The organism is Muribaculum sp. NM65_B17 (assembly GCF_004793735.1).
Classification (GTDB): Bacteria; Bacteroidota; Bacteroidia; order Bacteroidales; family Muribaculaceae; genus Muribaculum; species Muribaculum gordoncarteri.
Window position 1 is genome coordinate 47196 of the sequence record NZ_SRYY01000009.1, and the last position, 17038, is coordinate 64233.

Annotated in this window: 18 protein-coding genes and 6 tRNA genes; 14 read left to right on the forward strand and 10 right to left on the reverse strand. The window is 47.5% G+C overall.

Translation table 11 applies throughout. The annotated features are described in order from the left end of the window. Positions 1-28: 28 nt before the first annotated feature. The 4 genes from ruvA to E5354_RS11965 form a co-directional block, all read right to left on the reverse strand. The gene (gene ruvA / locus E5354_RS11950) at positions 29-610 is read right to left on the reverse strand and encodes a Holliday junction branch migration protein RuvA (protein ID WP_123396846.1); all 582 of its coding nucleotides are present in this window, start codon (positions 608-610) and stop codon (positions 29-31) included. A gap of 117 nt (positions 611-727) precedes the next feature. Beyond that, positions 728-2344 carry a tetratricopeptide repeat protein gene (locus E5354_RS11955; protein WP_135947596.1) on the reverse strand — a complete coding sequence of 539 codons (1617 nt, stop codon included), beginning with the start codon at positions 2342-2344 and terminating at the stop codon, positions 728-730. A gap of 73 nt (positions 2345-2417) precedes the next feature. Continuing rightward, positions 2418-3386: a PstS family phosphate ABC transporter substrate-binding protein gene (locus E5354_RS11960; RefSeq protein WP_168184334.1), complete on the reverse strand. Its 969-nt coding sequence runs from the start codon at positions 3384-3386 to the stop codon at positions 2418-2420. 25 nt (positions 3387-3411) lie between these two features. Then, complete coding sequence (locus tag E5354_RS11965) at positions 3412-3651, reverse strand: hypothetical protein (protein ID WP_135947598.1); 240 nt, start codon at positions 3649-3651, stop codon at positions 3412-3414. A gap of 313 nt (positions 3652-3964) precedes the next feature. Here E5354_RS11965 and E5354_RS11970 point away from each other — a divergent pair, with 313 nt between their 5' ends. The 4 genes from E5354_RS11970 (at position 3965) to E5354_RS11985 (ending at position 6837) form a co-directional block, all read left to right on the forward strand. Then, positions 3965-5242, forward strand: coding sequence for a replication-associated recombination protein A (locus tag E5354_RS11970; RefSeq protein WP_135947599.1), 1278 nt, complete (start codon positions 3965-3967; stop codon positions 5240-5242). 143 nt (positions 5243-5385) lie between these two features. Further along, complete coding sequence (locus tag E5354_RS11975; RefSeq protein ID WP_168353898.1) at positions 5386-5862, forward strand: RNA polymerase sigma factor; 477 nt, start codon at positions 5386-5388, stop codon at positions 5860-5862. Beyond that, positions 5859-6380, forward strand: a complete 522-nt coding sequence (locus E5354_RS11980; RefSeq protein ID WP_135947601.1) for a hypothetical protein — start codon at positions 5859-5861, stop codon at positions 6378-6380. Before E5354_RS11975 ends, E5354_RS11980 begins: the two co-directional genes overlap by 4 nt. Next, positions 6367-6837, forward strand: coding sequence for a DUF4252 domain-containing protein (locus E5354_RS11985; protein WP_135947602.1), 471 nt, complete (start codon positions 6367-6369; stop codon positions 6835-6837). The genes E5354_RS11980 and E5354_RS11985 overlap by 14 nt, the downstream gene beginning before the upstream one ends. A 141-nt stretch (positions 6838-6978) precedes the next feature. Here E5354_RS11985 and E5354_RS11990 read toward each other — a convergent pair whose 3' ends face one another. From E5354_RS11990 to E5354_RS12000, 3 genes are read right to left on the reverse strand one after another with little or no spacing between them, the layout of a single operon-like run. After that, a complete protein-coding gene (locus E5354_RS11990; protein ID WP_135947603.1) occupies positions 6979-9303 on the reverse strand; it encodes a patatin-like phospholipase family protein in 2325 nt (774 codons plus the stop codon). Continuing rightward, positions 9278-10525, reverse strand: coding sequence for a phosphoserine phosphatase SerB (gene serB / locus E5354_RS11995; protein WP_135947604.1), 1248 nt, complete (start codon positions 10523-10525; stop codon positions 9278-9280). Before serB ends, E5354_RS11990 begins: the two co-directional genes overlap by 26 nt. 12 nt (positions 10526-10537) lie before the next feature. Next, entirely contained in the window at positions 10538-11389 is an 852-nt protein-coding gene (locus E5354_RS12000; protein ID WP_135947605.1) for an ATPase, read from the reverse strand. Between the two features lie 285 nt (positions 11390-11674). Here E5354_RS12000 and E5354_RS12005 point away from each other — a divergent pair. From E5354_RS12005 to E5354_RS12025, 5 genes are all read left to right on the forward strand, one after another. Next, positions 11675-11747, forward strand: a tRNA-Gly gene (locus tag E5354_RS12005). Between the two features lie 62 nt (positions 11748-11809). Next, positions 11810-11882, forward strand: a tRNA-Gly gene (locus tag E5354_RS12010). Between the two features lie 62 nt (positions 11883-11944). After that, positions 11945-12017 (forward strand) — tRNA-Gly (locus E5354_RS12015). A gap of 62 nt (positions 12018-12079) precedes the next feature. Continuing rightward, positions 12080-12152: transfer RNA gene (locus tag E5354_RS12020), tRNA-Gly, on the forward strand. Between the two features lie 25 nt (positions 12153-12177). Next, positions 12178-12261, forward strand: a tRNA-Leu gene (locus E5354_RS12025). Positions 12262-12390: 129 nt separating this feature from the next. Here E5354_RS12025 and E5354_RS12030 read toward each other — a convergent pair. Then, entirely contained in the window at positions 12391-12585 is a 195-nt protein-coding gene (locus E5354_RS12030; RefSeq protein ID WP_136419406.1) for a hypothetical protein, read from the reverse strand. Between the two features lie 79 nt (positions 12586-12664). On the opposite strand from E5354_RS12030, the gene E5354_RS12035 reads away from it, so the two are divergent. After that, entirely contained in the window at positions 12665-13240 is a 576-nt protein-coding gene (locus E5354_RS12035; protein ID WP_135947607.1) for an ORF6N domain-containing protein, read from the forward strand. A gap of 36 nt (positions 13241-13276) precedes the next feature. Here the strand turns inward: E5354_RS12035 and E5354_RS12040 are convergent, their stop codons facing one another. Continuing rightward, the gene (locus E5354_RS12040) at positions 13277-14041 is read right to left on the reverse strand and encodes a response regulator transcription factor (RefSeq protein ID WP_135947608.1); all 765 of its coding nucleotides are present in this window, start codon (positions 14039-14041) and stop codon (positions 13277-13279) included. A gap of 101 nt (positions 14042-14142) precedes the next feature. On the opposite strand from E5354_RS12040, the gene E5354_RS12045 reads away from it, so the two are divergent. The 4 genes from E5354_RS12045 to E5354_RS12065 all read left to right on the forward strand — a co-directional run bounded on the left by E5354_RS12045 (position 14143) and on the right by E5354_RS12065 (position 16732). Further along, a complete protein-coding gene (locus tag E5354_RS12045) occupies positions 14143-14895 on the forward strand; it encodes a DUF1349 domain-containing protein (protein WP_246863810.1) in 753 nt (250 codons plus the stop codon). Between the two features lie 41 nt (positions 14896-14936). Further along, positions 14937-15683, forward strand: a complete 747-nt coding sequence (locus E5354_RS12050) for a DUF1349 domain-containing protein (protein ID WP_135947609.1) — start codon at positions 14937-14939, stop codon at positions 15681-15683. 425 nt (positions 15684-16108) lie between these two features. Continuing rightward, complete coding sequence (locus E5354_RS12060; RefSeq protein ID WP_369699070.1) at positions 16109-16417, forward strand: type II toxin-antitoxin system RelE/ParE family toxin; 309 nt, start codon at positions 16109-16111, stop codon at positions 16415-16417. A gap of 3 nt (positions 16418-16420) precedes the next feature. After that, on the forward strand, positions 16421-16732 hold the full coding sequence (locus tag E5354_RS12065) for a helix-turn-helix domain-containing protein (RefSeq protein ID WP_135947610.1): 312 nt from the start codon (positions 16421-16423) through the stop codon (positions 16730-16732). A 60-nt stretch (positions 16733-16792) separates the two neighbouring features. Here E5354_RS12065 and E5354_RS12070 read toward each other — a convergent pair. Beyond that, positions 16793-16868, reverse strand: a tRNA-His gene (locus E5354_RS12070). Between the last annotated feature and the right edge of the window lie 170 nt (positions 16869-17038).

The window sequence follows — 17038 nt, forward strand, 5'->3', positions numbered from 1 at the left end:
CGACAGCCACTATACCTCGTCACTATCTTTAAAGCATGGCAAGAGCCTTCTTTATAGCCTGCTCCACCTTGATTGAAGGATCGGCATCAAAGAGCTTCTTCAACACTTTCTGCGACTGCTGACGCGCAAAGCCGAGCATCACCAGTGCGGCAAGAGCCTCGTCGTAGGTATCGGATGTAGCCGACGGTTGTAATAGTAACGCTTCCTCGGCAGGTTTTATTTTATCCTTCAAGTCGACAATGACACGTTGCGCCGTTTTTATTCCTATTCCCTTCACATTTTTAAGACGGGCGTGGTCGCCGCTTACAATAACCACCTCCAATTCAGGGGCGGGAATCGACGACAGGATGATGCGGGCAGTGTTGGCACCCACTCCCGACACACCTATAAGCAGGCGGAAGAGATTGCGCTCACGCTCATCGACAAATCCGTAAAGCAGATGCGCGTCCTCGCGTATCACTTCATGGACAAGAAGCTTCACATCGCTCTTCCCTTCCAAAGCCTCGTAGGCCGGAAGTGTTATGTTGAGCATATATCCGATACCGGCAGTTTCAAGCACGGCATAGGCCGGAGTCAGCTCTGAAAGCACGCCCTTTATATATTCTATCATAAACGCATATTTTTCACAAAAATACAAAAATATCGACTGCTTGCAAAAACTCGCCGACATAAAAAAAGTCGCCCGTAAAGAGCGACTTTTTTATATTGAATGACAGGATAATGCCTGTTACTTCATCTTGTCGATGTAATCGCGAAGAGCCTGGTTGGTGGGATCGAGTTCGTAAACCTTCTCGTAGTACTCCTTGGCCATGGGCACATCACGCTCCGAGATGTAGTAAGATGCTATCTGGCTGTAAGCCTCGTTGTAGACATCCTTGTTCTTGGTCTTGTTTTCGGGATCCTTGTCAAGCATCGAAACAACCTGCATGTAAATGTCGGCCATCTCCTTTGAGGGCTGATTGTCGTTCTTCACGAGGAACATACGGGCCTTGTTACGCACGGGAACATAGTGATCGGGAACACGCTCGATAACCTGGTCGATGGTAGCGATTGCGTTGTTGATGGCGTTCTGCTTCTTCTCTGAACCGTTCTCCGAAGTAGCGGCTACGTTCTGATAACGGTTGGCAAGAATAACGAGGTCGTTGGTCACATAGTCACCACGGTCGATGAAGTTCTTGAACACCTCAAGAGCCTTGTCGTAGTTCTTCATGCCTGAATAAGCCGAGCTGAGAGCCTTGTAAAGGTCGCTCTTTTCAGGATTAACCTCAAGAGCCTTCTCATATTCAAACACTGCGAGTGAATCCTCACCGAGTTCCTCAAGTACCTGAGCATAGGTAGAGTAGTCGTTGGATGTGTACTTGTTCTTGGGGTCGTTGAGAGCGAAGAAACGCTGAGCGAGCTGCTTTGCGGCAGTGTAGTCCTTCATTGCAGCCTTGTCAAGGAAGGCGATACGCTGAAGCTGGAAGTTGTTGGGATCGCTGGCAAGAAGCTTGTTGGCAATGGCAAGACTCTCATCATAGTGCTGACCGTAGTAGAGAAGTACCGAATAGCGCACCTCATCCTCGGTAAAGTGGTTGGGGTTGTTGATGTAGTCGCCATAAGCCGATGCAGCCTTTGCCCACTGGTCGTTCTGATAGTACTTCTCAGCAAGTTCGCGCTGACCGAGAGCTGAATTGGGGCTTTCCTTAAGGAGCTCCTGCAGCTTTGCGATAGCATATTCGGGGTTCACGTTGAAGTAAGCGTTGGCATACTTAACGTAAGCCTCGGGCAGACCCTTTGAATAAAGGATAGCGTTCTCGTAGTTTCCGGCAGCGTCACCCCATTCCTTCTCGGCAGCCTTCATGTCACCGCGAAGAACGAAGATGTCGGGTTCCTGCTTGTTGGCCTTGTAAGCCTGCTCAAGATTCTTATCGATTTCCTTGGCATACTTAACGGGGTCGGTGTTGAAGTAAGCGCGAGCGATAGCAACCATCACCTTGGCATCCTTCTTGTTGATTTTGCGAGCCTCATCAAAGTAATTTGAAGCAGCCTTTGCGTCACCGCCCATAAGTGCGAGTTCACCAAGACCCACCTTGTTGAAGGCGTTGTTGGGATTAGCGGCAAGACCTTTTTCAAAGTCAGACTTTGCTGCGGTCAAATCCTTGTCATGAACGGCAATTGCACCAAGATAGTAGTAGGCAACAGCCTTGTCGGTAGAAGCATCGTTAAGATTACGCTCAAGAAGAGTCTTGGCGTTTTCGTACTGTCCGGCCTTGAAGTATTCAACTCCGTCCTTGTAACCTTGCTGCGCCGATACGCTTAAAGCCCCTGCAACTAACAGGGATAACAAAAGTTTGATTTTCATCGTTTTAATAAATCTGTTTTGTTGTTATTTCAGTTATTATAATATTATGAGCTTTGTATTGTTTCAAGTAATTCTAATTCAAATTCACCATACGCGGTTGTACCCGAGCCGGCAATATACCTGTGCGCTGAATTATCTTCTGGCCGATTGTGCCGGTTACGAATGAATAAAAACCGTGGGAAAGACTGCCATTGGCCGATGTCGTAATCATGTAGATCGAGCGATATAGCGGATAGCGTCCGTCGTAGATGTAACCCTGATAGGGCTTATAGGCTTCGATGCTGTCGTCGCGGCGCACTTTAAGAACCTTGATCGAAGTGTCAAACTCGGCCACCGTGGTGTCCTGACGCTCAAGCGACTTTATGCGCTCCTCGCGAGGGAGGTCACGTGTGCGCATGTCGGCGCTAATCCAGCTTACACCTATTATACCGAGCGCACTCTTGCGCTGCTGAACCTGAGCAAACACCTCCTGATTGGAATTCTGTGCGTAGACATTGGGCGAGAATTTGCGGCCATTCATCAGCGAATCACGCATATACTGCACGGTGCTCGAACCTTCGTTGTCAAACACTACCTGAATCTCACCAAGCTTGCTGGGCTCGATTTGATCCCATCGCGTGATTTCGCCCGACAGAATTTCGCCAATCTCCTTTTCCGAAAGTATCTCAACAGGATTTCCGGGGTTTACTATAAGGGCGATGGCATCTACCGCTATGCGATTGGAGCGCACGAGCTTCTTCTCGCTCTTGAGATAGGCCTTCTCCTTCTCGGTAAGGTCACGTGCTATCACAATTGTCTTGGTGCGGAAATCAAGAAGAGAGTCTATGCACGCTTTTTCGGAAACGTAATAGGGGATGATGTTGGCATTGCCTTTGGTGGTGTACTCAAACACATCAATCTCCTGATTCATTATGTTTTCAAAGCTGTCGTCACACACAATTGTCGCCAGTCCCGAAGTACTGGTGTTGGTCGGAGCCTTACGGCAGGAGCCAAGTCCGAGCAGTGACGCGCTTAATAATGCTATGGCTATTTTCAGTTTCACGTTATTCAGGATTAATTATTACTTACTATTCAGGATCGCCGACATTACGGTCGATGCCCTTGAATTGCCGATAGGCTCTCCAAAGTCCGTAAACGATGAAAAGACATCCGCCAACCCAACGAAGCCATTGCCAGCCGTTGTCCATCCAGCTGAAATAGTTGATTAACAATAAAATACCCATTCCCACGTATATTATTATCATAATAATACCGAAAATGGTGCGAGCGGTCTTTCCGCCATTGTTTCCTGTTCCTTCGTTGCTCATAACAAAAAGTTTTTAGTGTTTAAATGATGCAGCACACGCTTGAACGAATGCCTATATCATACTAACACCCGGCTAAGTTAATAGTTCGTAAACAAACGATTGCACAAAGCCTGCAATATAATTTCCGGCCAGTGAAGAGCATCATGACAATCCTATTTCACCGACCAAAATTTTAGGTTTGTAAAGTTAAATAAAAAATCTCAATTTAGTAATCATGGGTTAACATATTAATTACAATTAACACGTAGATTCCTCTTTTTTCATCGATTTTAGGTACTTTTGTAATAGAAACAAGATTCAGAAGCACAAAAAAATGCAAGCACCACTGGCCGAGCGGCTACGACCGCGCACAATCGAAGAATACATAGGACAAACGCATCTGGTAGGCGACGGTTCCATACTGCGGCGCATGATCGACACCGGTCATGTGGCATCGTTCATCCTGTGGGGCCCTCCCGGAGTGGGCAAGACCACGCTTGCACGCATAATAGCCAACACCACCGAGTCGCCTTTCTATACACTGAGTGCGGTTCACTCGGGAGTAAAGGAGGTGAGAGAGGTGCTCGAACAGTGCAAAGCCGACGCCCGAAGCATATTCTCAAAGGGACGCCCCATACTGTTTATCGATGAAATCCATCGTTTCAACAAGTCGCAGCAGGACAGCCTGCTCGGTGCTGTCGAGAACGGAACCGTGACATTAATCGGAGCCACCACCGAGAATCCGTCATTTGAAGTGATTCGCCCGCTATTGTCACGCGCCCAGGTATATGTGCTTAAGCCTCTCGAAGAGGAGCAGCTGCAAGAGCTGCTTCAACGCGCCATAACCACCGATGAAATCCTGAAAAAGCGTGACATCAGGGTCGAGAGCACCACGGCACTGTTTAGATTCTCGGGAGGTGACGCACGCAAATTGCTCAACATTCTCGACCTGCTTGACCAATCAACCCCTCAATCCGAACCTATTGTCATAAACGACGAGGTAGTCACCAACCGACTGCAGGAGAATCCCGCCGCATACGACAAAAGCGGCGAGATGCACTACGACATCATTTCGGCATTCATCAAGAGCATACGCGGCAGCGACCCCGACGCGGCAGTTTACTGGCTCGCCCGGCTCATAGCCGGAGGCGAGGATCCAAAATTCATAGCCCGCCGACTCGTAATACTGGCCGCCGAGGACATAGGCCTCGCCAACCCCAACGCGCTTCTGCTCGCCAACGCGACATTCGACACCATCCACAAAATCGGTTGGCCCGAGGGACGGATTCCGCTGTCGGAATGTGCCATATATCTTGCCACATCGCCCAAGAGCAACTCGGCCTACATGGCCATCGACGCAGCATTGAGCCTTGTCGAGAGGACAGGCAACCTGCCCGTACCGTTGCATCTGCGCAACGCACCCACCAAACTGATGAAAGAGCTCGACTACGGCAAGAACTACAAGTATGCCCACGACTATCCGGGCAACTTCGTGCGACAAGAGTTCATGCCCGAGGAGCTCGAACATCCATCACTGTGGAAACCCGGTGAAAATCAGTCGGAAGCAAAGCTGCGCGCACTGCAGGAGAGCCGCTGGGGCAAAAAAAATTGACATTTTCTGTCACATTTCCTCCCATTCATTCGTCTATAATATGTATTCATCGATGACGCCCTCCAAGAAGAGAGCATCACCGCTGCTTAAACCATAAAAATACCGACGAGCAACAACCAATGGACTCTACGACTTTCAAAAAAATGATATTGCCACACTACGAGGAGATGTATCGGGTGGCCTATATCATCCTTGAAGATCGACATGATGCCTTTGACGCAGTGCAGGAAGCAGTGGTGAAGTTGTGGACGAAGCGCGAAGAACTCGAAGGAATTCAGTCGGCCAAGGGTTTCTGCATGACGACAATAAAGCGACAATGCATCGACATGACAAGGACGCGCTATCGCCGTAACGAGCCTCTTGACATCGCGCTTGAAAACGACGAAGCCGATGACGACATCGTCAAGCGCATCGACCAGCGCGACACATTGGAAAAGGTGGCGCAACTGATGGATACACTGCCGGCCATCCAACGCGAGGCTTTGAGGCTGAGAGCCTACTCCGACTGCTCAGTAAAGGAGATTTCGGAGTTGCTCGGAATAACCACCTACAACACAAGGACTCTGCTGTCGAGAGCCAGGCGGCAACTTAAAGAACTATACAAACATCTCATAAGATGAACGAGGAAATATATCAAATAAAACAACTGCTAAACCTCTATTACTCGGGGCTTTCGTCGCAAATCGACGAAAAACGCCTTGACCGCTACTTCGCCGACATGAAATCGGTGCCCGAAGAGCTTATTGTCGACCGCGACCTCTACATCGCTTCAAGAAAGCGTCCCCACATAGAGGTGCCCGAAGATCTTGGTCCGCAGCTCGGATTACTAATCGATCATCTCGAGCGTCAGGAGCAGACCCACAACCGTGGCCGCCGCTGGATCACAACCGGAAGCGTAGCCGCCGGAGTGGCTATAGCAATTTCGCTGGCGACATTCTTCTTTTTCGGCTCGGAGAGCAATCCCTATGAGATAACTGACCCTCAGATTGCATCGTTTGAAACCGAAAAGGCGCTCCTTGAGGTATCGGCAAGCCTGAAAAGAGCCGACAAGCAGATGGCTCTTGTAAATGATGAGATAACCAAAATAGGTATATTGTACAACGACTTTCTAAACGCTAACAACGATGAAGTTAAGTAACTACATATTGAATACAATGTTTGCGGCAATGCTGCTGATTCCTGCGTCACTGACGGCCCAAAACAAGACATTTGAAAATCTCGCCAAGAAGGAGAATGTAGAGTATGTCTACATTCCGCAATCGATGCTCAAGTCTATGGACGGAATGCAGTTTAACGGCTCTATCAACCTGTCGCAAGCCGTAAACAAGCTCAAAAGCGTTGAGGTACTAGCGTGTCTGGATCCCGTTACAATCGAAATGATAATACCCGCGCTTAAGGAAGATGCCGATAAGATGGAAACATTGAGCAAGGTAATCGACGAGGGCGACTCGGTCGAAATATATGCAGTGCGTAACGGAGAGCGATTCAGCGAGCTGTACATAATCAATGTGACGCGCTCCGACGCTGACAAGCACGAGCTGTCGGCCATCTACATAACCGGCGACTTTTCAGCCGACGACTTAAAGAATTTATAATCGATACTTCTACAACATAACCAGTAATAATTCAATTTACATTTTTATTAAATAAACATCCGCTTCAAAAACTCATCAGGCACATAAGCTGGCGAAGCCAATGTGCCTGAATTTTTTTATACCTATGTCAGTAATAAGTCGTCAATGCATGAACGTGGGAGCGAGGAAAAAAAGGCCGAACGACAATCCGAAGTTCCACTTTGTACCGGGATTGTTACAATAGTTGGCATAAGCCGTGAGATGGGCAAACGGCAGTGAATAGATGGCCGCCACTTCGCCAAAGAATGCAGGATCGCTGAACCAATCGCCGTAATGTGGCGGCATACCGGCCTTTCCGCCCTTCACCCTGCGCCAGGGCATGAAGCCGTGGAACTCGCCACGCACCTGAAACATCTGACTGATGGTCCATATCGGTTGCAAGCCCAGCGTGACATACTGCGGAGCCGATAACGCCGTGTTAAACACGCTATAGGTCGATGCCGTGGGATGAAATGCGGGAAGCATGACCATCGTAGCGGCATAGTTGTCATGGAGTTTTTGCGACGAAGCAACTACATTACCCTCGAAGCCCATAGTGAAATTATTGCTCAACCCCCAATATCGTTCATAGCGGAATGTAAATTCGCCCCATCCCTTGGTGTCGCGCACCTCAAGCGAATTGTCGTTCAACGGATAGTAGCATTCATTGCCGTAAACACCGTCGAGCGTGGCCCTTATCAACATTCCCGATGTCGGATAGAGCACATCGTTGAGCGTATTGTAGGCATAGTGCAGCCTAAGTTGCCCCAGTACATTGGTGAGCCTGTCACGATTGTCGGCGCTCACAATCAGATCCTTGTAGAATCGCGAGCTAAGGCGTCCCACCCCGAGGTCGAGCTCAACCTTTCCGCTGCGTCCCGCAGCCATGCCGTAACGCAACCGGGCAAAAGCCTCCGACGATGTAACCAACGTGCTTCCGCTATCATAGAATATGCGGTCGTTGTCATACATCTTATGTCGCGAGATGACGGCCTGAAGTTTCAGGTAGGACGGTATGGACGATTTCATCGAAAGCCTGAGGTTCAACGCACCTGCAAGATAGTTCTGCCCCACCCATCCGTTTATATCGGAGTTCAGCGAATTGAAGCTAAGCGTATTGTAACCGGCCGACAAAAACAACATCGAATTGGTCGACGAACTTATATAACCTCCCACTCCCACATTGAAGTTGTTTTTTATGTCGGCACGAAGGTCGAGCGTAAATGTGCCCGTGGAGTCGTTAAACACGGCATGTGGCACCAGATTTCGCAACTTGCCCGGCGATATGGCCCTATAATATGCATCCTTGGCCTGCGCAAGTCCGAATGTATCGGTGCGGCCGTTGGTGAACATATACTTTATAAAAGCATTCTGTGACGGAGCAGCCCCGTGAACCTTGACCGAGTCAAACTCCACATAGGGGGTCTTGGACTTGAACACAGCCCTGCGCAAATTGCGTGTTTCCGCCGGCACACGCGCCGTGACGCGGCTCTTTATCGAATCCATCATCGACATTGCATAGTCATAACCTATCTTATAAATCCTGCGACAAGCCTCAAAATCAAGTAGTGAGAACTCCTCGAGATGGATACGAAGCTTTATGCCCTCGTCGGCCGGAAGCGAATAGTCGTTATTCTGTATTATCATGTCCTCGACCTGACTGAAAAGGTCATTGATATTGGGCTTGGCATCAGGCGAACTCACATCAACGCCTATCATGATGTCGGGAGCGAAATCCTCGCGCATTACATCAACCGGAAAGTTGTCGTAGATGCCACCGTCGTAAACCAGCACACCGTCCATTTCGATAGGCTCAAACACTATGGGAAACGACATCGACGCACGTATGGCATCGCCGAGCGAGCCGGAGCGACACACAATCTTGTGCTTGTTGTAGACATCGGAGGTCACGCACCGAAACGGCACAAACAGCTTGTCGAAATCATCGCCGCACTGAGCCGAATAGGCTGCAAATAGATTCATGAACTCAAAGTTCATAGGCAGCGGATTGATTATACTCGACGGAAGAATTGACTTTGTTGCGGAACTGTCGCGGAAATTCACATTTACGGTAGCAAGCCGCGGTGTGGGATCGTCCTTGGCATAATAGTAGACGAGCGAAGGGTCAATCTCGCCTGTCGACCAATAGCGGAAACCCTTTGATTCAATAAGTTGCATCATCTCGGCCGGTGTATATCCCGATGCATAAAAACCGCCGACAATGGCCCCCATCGATGTTCCCGCAATGTAATCGATCGGAATGTCGTTTTCTTCAAGCGCCTGAATAACACCTATGTGAGCAATGCCTTTGGCACCGCCACCGCTTAACACAAGGCCTACCGACTGCTGAGCATCGGCAACCCCACAACAAGTAAACAAAATAATCGAAGCCGAAATGGCTGCGAAATATTCCCTCGTTTTTTCAATAATTTTTACTTTTAGAGCCATCGGAAATGAAAGAGTCTTTAAAACCTATAAAATATAACACTCCATCAAGTCCGATTGTTGATATGCTCTGCCCTGCCGTGGCCTTAACCTTCGGTTTGGCATGGAAAGCGATTCCAAGTCCCGCCGTGGCAAGCATGGGGAGGTCGTTGGCTCCGTCACCCACCGCTATAGTCTGCGCTATATCGATGTTTTCGACCTGGGCAAGAAGCCTTAACAGCTCCGCCTTGCGTCGGCCGTTGACAATCTCGCCTACGTAACGGCCGGTAAGTTTGCCGTCGACGATTTCAAGCTCATTGGCATATACATAATCTATGCCGAATTTCTGTTTAAGATAGTTGCCGAAATAGGTGAATCCGCCCGAGAGTATCGCCGTCTTGAATCCGGCACGTTTCAGCACCTCCATCATGCGGCCCACGCCTTCGGTCACTGGAAGATGCTCGGCGATGTCACGCATTACACTCTCGTCGAGTCCCTTGAGAAGGCTTACACGCTCCCTGAAGCTTTCATCGAAGTCGATTTCACCGCGCATGGCCCGCTCGGTTATCGCCTTCACCTTGTCGCCCACCCCGGCGCGCATTGCAAGCTCGTCGATTACCTCCGTTTCAATGAGTGTAGAGTCCATATCGAAGCACACGAGGCGACGACAACGGCGATACATCGTGTCCTCTTGAAGCGATATGTCAAAGTCCTCACTGCCTGAAAGTTTCATAAACAGCGACTGCATCTCGCTCACATCACGAGGATTTCCACGCACCGAAAATTCCACGCACGACTTGGTGCGCGACTCGGCCGTTTCCTCAAGCGGAACACGGCCGGTCAATCGCTGAATACTGTCGATGTTAAGATTCTGATCGGCAATGATACTGGTCACGGCAGCAATCTGCTTCGCAGTCAGCCGTCGGCCGAGAAGCGTCACTATCCAGCGGTTCTTTCCCTGCAGCGTCACCCACTCCTCGTATTCGGCAACCGATATGGGAGTGAAGCGTATCTGCACGTTGAGTTCGCTCGCCTTGAACAGCAAGTCCTTCATTATGTTACCCGACACGTTACTATAGGTCTTGAAAAGCAGTCCGAGCGACAATGTATGATGTATGTCGCTCTGTCCTATATCAAGAATCGCCGCATCGTAATTGGCAAGAATCTCGGTAAGCGCCGATGTCACACCCGGGCGGTCATATCCCGATATGTTGACAAGAATCAGTTCAAGGTGAGGCTGTTCCATGCTGAGTTATCGTTACAATGTCGACGAATGATACTTGACAAGCCCCTCCATAGGAGTTTTCAATATGGTGTCAATCTTGGCGTCAAGCGCATCGGCCGCCTCGTTAAGCACCGACTTATATAGATAGGCAATCGAGCCTACGAAGCTCACCGGAAGTGTGCGATAACGGTCGTACTGTGCCACATTGCGCACAAAGAACGACTTGAACTCATTCAGTACAAGACGGTGTATGGCAGGCTCCTCGATGTTTTTCAACAGGAACGGAGTCACCGATGCCAAAAATCGGTTGGGAGATGGCTCCTTATATACACGGCGCACTATAGCGTTACGCTCAAGGTTGTATTCATCAAGGAATCGGTCGCACAGCTCACGGGGAAGCTGATGCTTGAGGACATCGCCTATCAGCAGTCGGCCGAGCACGGCGCCGCTGCCCTCGTCGCCCAGGATGTATCCAAGAGGGCTTACGTGATCCTTTATCTCATGTCCGTTGTAGTAGCAAGAGTTGGAGCCGGTGCCGAGTATACAGGCAATACCTTCGTTATGTCCAAAAAGCGCGCGTGCGGCTCCAAGAAGGTCGGAGTGAGCTTCGATGGTTGCAACATTCAGATTCTGACGGATAGCTCGTCGGACATTTCGGCAAACCTCTTCATCGATGCAGCCCGCACCGTAGAAATACACTTCAGTCACCTGCTCGGCAAGGTCGCCGAGCTGAAACATCAATTCATCATCAAGATACTGCGAAATCTCCTCTTCGGTGAGCATAAGCGCATTGAATCCTGAAGTAAATATCTGCTTGACCACATTCCCGTGATCGACAAGACACCATTCAACTTTGGTGCTTCCGCTGTCAGCTATCAGTTTCATCTTATTCCAACAAATTAAAAATAGACTGCAAATTTACAAAAAAATCCATATTGTCATTTAAAATACACCCATAGATTGAATCCTCGCTCAACATTTCGGCCTTCCACCCCGCTGATAGAGCCAAAATAGGTTGGCTCGTCATTCTTCAAAAAATTCATCAAATTATAACAATCTGAAAATCAATAATGATTAAAAATAATCGCAAAAAAAGTTCCGATAAGTTTTGGCAGTTTAAAAATAATGCCTACCTTTGCATCGCAATCGCGAAAAAACAGGTTGCCCAACGCGAAAATAGCTCAGTTGGTAGAGCACAACCTTGCCAAGGTTGGGGTCGCGGGTTCGAGTCCCGTTTTTCGCTCAAGAGTACAATAACATACTAAGTCAAGACTCCTTGAGCCAATCAAGAAACAATCGCAATTCGCGAAAATAGCTCAGTTGGTAGAGCACAACCTTGCCAAGGTTGGGGTCGCGGGTTCGAGTCCCGTTTTTCGCTCAAGAGTACAATAACATACTAAGTCAAGACTCCTTGAGCCAATCAAGAAACAATCGCAATTCGCGAAAATAGCTCAGTTGGTAGAGCACAACCTTGCCAAGGTTGGGGTCGCGGGTTCGAGTCCCGTTTTTCGCTCAAGAGTACAATAACATACTAAGTCAAGACTCCTTGAGCCAATCAAGAAACAATCGCAATTCGCGAAAATAGCTCAGTTGGTAGAGCACAACCTTGCCAAGGTTGGGGTCGCGGGTTCGAGTCCCGTTTTTCGCTCAAATTCAAGGCGACTTGACCAAATGTCCGGGTGGTGGAATTGGTAGACACGCTACTTTGAGGGGGTAGTGGCCGTTGGGCTGTGTGAGTTCGAATCTCATCTCGGACACCTCGAAAATCCGCAAGTAATTGAATTTCAATACTTGCGGATTTTTCTTTTTTATTCCCGCCAACCACCTGTCCACCAAACCAATATACAAGAAAACTAAATTTGACATCACAAATTGTGATATCCAATTCAGTCAAGATGGGGATGATGCGTAAACAGCATGTGTTCACGGAACTTGGCATGGCTATACCAGCCTAAAACCTTTCGCAATCTTTGTATCGCGCCGTGCATGATGAACTCATGTACATTGAGCAGCTTACCAGAGTAATGCCATTTCAGCTGTTTTTCAACCGATTTCCATGTTTTATCGTTTATTGTCATCATATTTGCATTTGCGTGTGTTTTCCTCTTTCGCACCATCCGGCATTATGGTGACCAACCAAATCAATATATAAGCTAAGCCATGAACGAATTGCAGTTAATCCAGAGCAAAATATACGAAGTACGGGGTCAAAAAGTGATGCTCGACAGAGATTTAGCCGAGTTGTATAATGTCACGACCGCCAACCTTAATAAGGCAGTAAAACGAAACATACGACGCTTTCCCGATGATTTTATGTTTCAACTGACCAAAGCCGAATTTGACGAGTTGAAAACAAACTTGATATTCCAAAATGGAACATCAAACTGGGGCGGTACTCGAAAGTTGCCCTATGCTTTTACGGAGCAAGGATTGGCCATGCTTTCGGGATTACTAAACAGTGACATTGCAATTAAGGTAAATATCAATATAATGCGGGCATTTGTCGCAATCCGTCAGATGATAACCGACAATTCACCGCTCAAGCGTCTTTCCACGCTTGAAAAGAACTTCAACGAATTAAAGCAGGACTTGGAAAAGATTTTTGCCGACTACAACGACATCAACGAAGATACACGCGCCCAAATAGAAGCAATCAACACAACACTTGCCGAGCTTCAGGCAAAGCCCAAGAACACGCCTCGAAGCCCGGTAGGATTCATAAAGCCCAAAGAATGATAAACGCGGGAAACAGCTGCCTGCGCACTCCGGTCGTCAATGAATCAAGTGCATTCTAAATCCGATTTCAACTGCGGCAGCAGTATTGGTAACGCGAAGTCGTGAAAGTATGTCCTGACGATGGCGGCTTACAGTATGCACCGATATATTAAGCTTATCGGCAATCTGCTTGCTCCCCACCCCTTTAGCCAACATAGAAAGTATCTCTACCTGACGCTTGCTGAGAAGCAGGTTATCGTACTGAAGATACTGCTCTGAATCCACAGCCTTGCCCGTACGAGTATTTGTCATGCACCCCTCAACCGATCCGTGCGCCAACGGGAAAGGCACATAGGTGCACAAGCCAAGCCAAAGGCTGCCGTTGGTATTGCATATTATATAACGTATCGTGTGAAGTACCGACAACGTTGTTCCGTCGGGCTGACAAAGGTGTATCAGGCAGAAGGCATTGTAATCGGGCCTCTCCTCAACGGGTATCGACTGAAGGAAATGATAGAACCTAAGTTCAAGAATATGTCGCTCAAGCAGTTCATCGGCAGGAATCGTATTGAATATCTCGCTCTCAAAAGCCGAACTGCTGTTCTCGGTATAATCGGGAAGGCCCAATGCATGACCGAATTTACCCGAGTATATATAGCACACATCCTGCTGCAAGTCCGATATAACCGCAATGCCGTTGGTAGCCTGTGCATAGGCATAGGCATACTCTTTTGCATTTTCCAGCGATTCATCTTTCTGAGCGTCATCGACAAACTGTTGTCCGGTCAACAGCGTCTTCAATCTTAGTTCGTGTTCCTTCATTTCAAATTTGGTTATTATTCACCATTGCAGCATCAGGTATCGCAAGCTAATTTTGCAACAAAATTACGAATAACAACCAACTTACACAACATCAAAAATATATGACTACAAAAAACATCATCACATTGGCAATGCTGGCCGTAACAATGGCATCATGCAGCCAAAAACAGCAAGAAGAAGAAACAACTGCAATCATCACCTCAACAACTGAAAAAAACGACACCGTCATGAAAGAATTTGTAAAAGAGAATCTGTATTGGACACGCGAGCCTAAACAGTATGTCATCACCGATTCATTGATAACCATCGAAACAGAGCCCAATACCGACCTTTGGCAACGCACCTACTATGGCTTCAGCAACGACAATGCCCCGGTGCTCCAGATGAAGACATCATGCCAATACTTCTCATTCACGGTAAAGACTGAGTTTAACAGTTCGGCCCTTTTCGACCAATGCGGAATCGCCATATACCTTGACAGCGACAACTGGATGAAAGCATCTATCGAATACGAAAACGAAGATTATCAGCGATTGGGAAGCGTGGTAACCAACAACGGATATTCCGACTGGGCAACCCACGACATACCATCGTCAATACGTGAAATGTGGTACCGCCTGAGTCGCCGAGGCAGCGATTATTACATCGAAACAAGCCTCGACGGAATCACATTCAACCAGATGCGCGCTTTCCACCTGTTTAAAGGCGACGGGGAAATATCATTCGGCATATATGCAGCAAGCCCTGTCGACCACTCATTCACCGCCCGATTCTCCAATATGGAAATGGGAGAATGTAAATGGGAATCATGGTCGGCCGAGGAAACCGGCTTCAACCAAACTCAGTCTAAATGATTGTCACATACCCGCTATTCATCAAACCAATCAATCACATCATGAAACGAAGCTCAATTTACAATGTAATTATAGGCATGAGCATCGCCTTGATTGCCTGTCGCCCGCAAAGTCAGGAAATTCAACCCGAAGTGGCAAGTGACGACACTCCAAGCCGAAACAACGTTACCGAATGTATGGTAGCAACACAGGATGTCACATTCACTCATGCGTTAAACAACGCCGACAAATATGCCAAAGTCCTGGACAACGGCACATTGGAATTCAAGTGTCCCGAAGGTCTTGACTTCTTCATCGACCCCAACGAAGGCAAGCTCACCAACACTACCCTTCCGGCTCTGTTAACAAAGGTAGACAATACAAAACCGTTCACTCTTACGGCTAAAGTAACGCCCGAATTTACACCTGAAGGATTATACAATGCCGCCGACCTGCTGGTATATGCCAATGATTCACTTTGGCAGAAACTATGCTTTGAGCAGGATGAATACGGCATGCACCGCATAGTATCGGTCAGGACAAAGGGCACATCTGACGACAACAATCATGATAAACTGGATGTTCTGTCGGTATTCCTTAAGATATCATCGGACACCCACACTATTGCAAGCTACTACTCTATCGACAATAACGAGTGGCACATGGTGCGACTTTATGAAAACTACTACCCCGACAGCCTGTTGGTCGGTGTCAGCAGCCAATGCCCCAAACGCGGCTCCTGCACGAGCTTGATTGAGGATATAACGCTCAATGTCGACAATGTTAAAGATTTCAGAATGGGAAAATAGGCAATAATCAATCGCTTCAAAACCAAAAGGCAATCAAACTCGTGTTGGTTGCCTTTTTAAGTATTGCACTTCACAAAATCGATCAACTTTCATCGGACTATTTATGCACACATTTGACATAAGCAATTAACTAAACCCGATTTCAACTGCGGCAGCGGTATTGGTAACGCAAAGTCGTGAAAGTATGTCCTGACAATGGCGGCTTACAGTATGGATACACAAAACCTTTGCAAAGCGGATATTACATAACACACATCAACAATAATCCCTAATCCGACGGCCCGTAAAGCCAGCGCAAACTCTCAAACAAAACACTTCCGAACAAAAATAGCCTCACAAATGTTTCCATATATGTAACATTTTATTAACTTTGCAAAAACTAAGCCAACCTTATGTGCCTGAAAGCAAAGTTTGATATAATATACATGGAGGATGCCCTAAGTTTTCTCCAATCCTTGCCCGAAAAGGCACAGGACAAAATAGCATTCAACATTTCCAAAAGCCGTTATTTTATAGATAAGGAATTGTTCAAGAAGCTTAATGATGATATTTGGGAGTTCCGCACAAAATATCAAGGCATGACTTACAGGCTATTGGCGTTTTGGGATAATGAGGTCGGAAGTTTGGTCATTGCCACTCATGGCTTTATTAAGAAAACCCAAAAGACTCCGATTAATGAGATAGCCAAAGCGGAAGCACTTAGAAAAGAATATTTTAGCAATAAACAGAAATAAGATATGAACAAAATAAAACTTTACACTCATGATGAAATGCTCAACCGCGTTGTCGGTGAGGTAGGCACTCCGCGTCGAGATGCAATGGAAGCTGAGCTACAGTCCTATCTTATAGGAGAAGCAATAAAGCAAGCCCGTAAAGAAAAGAAACTCACACAATCGCAACTCGGAGAACTTATGGGGGTACAACGCGCACAAGTATCTCGAATCGAAAACGGACATAACTTGACAATTGGCACTATATCAAGGGCTTTTAAAGCACTCGGCATGACGGTTTCTCTCAATTGTGGAAACAAGAGTATAGCACTTGGATAGATTTAAAGATCAACAGGCTTAAAAACAAAAAGGCCGCCTCTTGCGAGGTGGCCTTTTTCAGGGTGAGGTGTGGGGGTCGAACCCACGACCTTCGGAACCACAATCCGACGCTCTAACCAACTGAGCTAATCTCACCATTTTGATGGTGCAAAGGTACAACTATTTTTGTAACGCACCAAATGTTTTGTGCAGAAATTTCTCCAACGGAGTCATTTTTTGTTGGCGTATTGCAACGGTATCGCGCCCTATGCCAATATTGTCCTAAATAATTTTTGAGTGCTACTCAACGTGCAGAGGCATCAGCCT

Excerpts from the sequence above, each read along its gene's own strand:
- ruvA (WP_123396846.1), bottom strand. The coding sequence starts at position 610 with ATGATAGAATATATAAAGGGCGTGCTTTCAGAGCTGACTCCGGCCTAT.
- E5354_RS11955 (WP_135947596.1), bottom strand. The coding sequence starts at position 2,344 with ATGAAAATCAAACTTTTGTTATCCCTGTTAGTTGCAGGGGCTTTAAGC.
- E5354_RS11965 (WP_135947598.1), bottom strand. The coding sequence starts at position 3,651 with ATGAGCAACGAAGGAACAGGAAACAATGGCGGAAAGACCGCTCGCACC.
- E5354_RS11970 (WP_135947599.1), top strand. The coding sequence starts at position 3,965 with ATGCAAGCACCACTGGCCGAGCGGCTACGACCGCGCACAATCGAAGAA.
- E5354_RS11975 (WP_168353898.1), top strand. The coding sequence starts at position 5,386 with ATGATATTGCCACACTACGAGGAGATGTATCGGGTGGCCTATATCATC.
- E5354_RS11980 (WP_135947601.1), top strand. The coding sequence starts at position 5,859 with ATGAACGAGGAAATATATCAAATAAAACAACTGCTAAACCTCTATTAC.
- E5354_RS11985 (WP_135947602.1), top strand. The coding sequence starts at position 6,367 with ATGAAGTTAAGTAACTACATATTGAATACAATGTTTGCGGCAATGCTG.
- E5354_RS11990 (WP_135947603.1), bottom strand. The coding sequence starts at position 9,303 with ATGGCTCTAAAAGTAAAAATTATTGAAAAAACGAGGGAATATTTCGCA.
- serB (WP_135947604.1), bottom strand. The coding sequence starts at position 10,525 with ATGGAACAGCCTCACCTTGAACTGATTCTTGTCAACATATCGGGATAT.
- E5354_RS12000 (WP_135947605.1), bottom strand. The coding sequence starts at position 11,389 with ATGAAACTGATAGCTGACAGCGGAAGCACCAAAGTTGAATGGTGTCTT.
- E5354_RS12030 (WP_136419406.1), bottom strand. The coding sequence starts at position 12,585 with ATGATGACAATAAACGATAAAACATGGAAATCGGTTGAAAAACAGCTG.
- E5354_RS12035 (WP_135947607.1), top strand. The coding sequence starts at position 12,665 with ATGAACGAATTGCAGTTAATCCAGAGCAAAATATACGAAGTACGGGGT.
- E5354_RS12040 (WP_135947608.1), bottom strand. The coding sequence starts at position 14,041 with ATGAAGGAACACGAACTAAGATTGAAGACGCTGTTGACCGGACAACAG.
- E5354_RS12045 (WP_246863810.1), top strand. The coding sequence starts at position 14,143 with ATGACTACAAAAAACATCATCACATTGGCAATGCTGGCCGTAACAATG.
- E5354_RS12050 (WP_135947609.1), top strand. The coding sequence starts at position 14,937 with ATGAAACGAAGCTCAATTTACAATGTAATTATAGGCATGAGCATCGCC.
- E5354_RS12060 (WP_369699070.1), top strand. The coding sequence starts at position 16,109 with ATGGAGGATGCCCTAAGTTTTCTCCAATCCTTGCCCGAAAAGGCACAG.
- E5354_RS12065 (WP_135947610.1), top strand. The coding sequence starts at position 16,421 with ATGAACAAAATAAAACTTTACACTCATGATGAAATGCTCAACCGCGTT.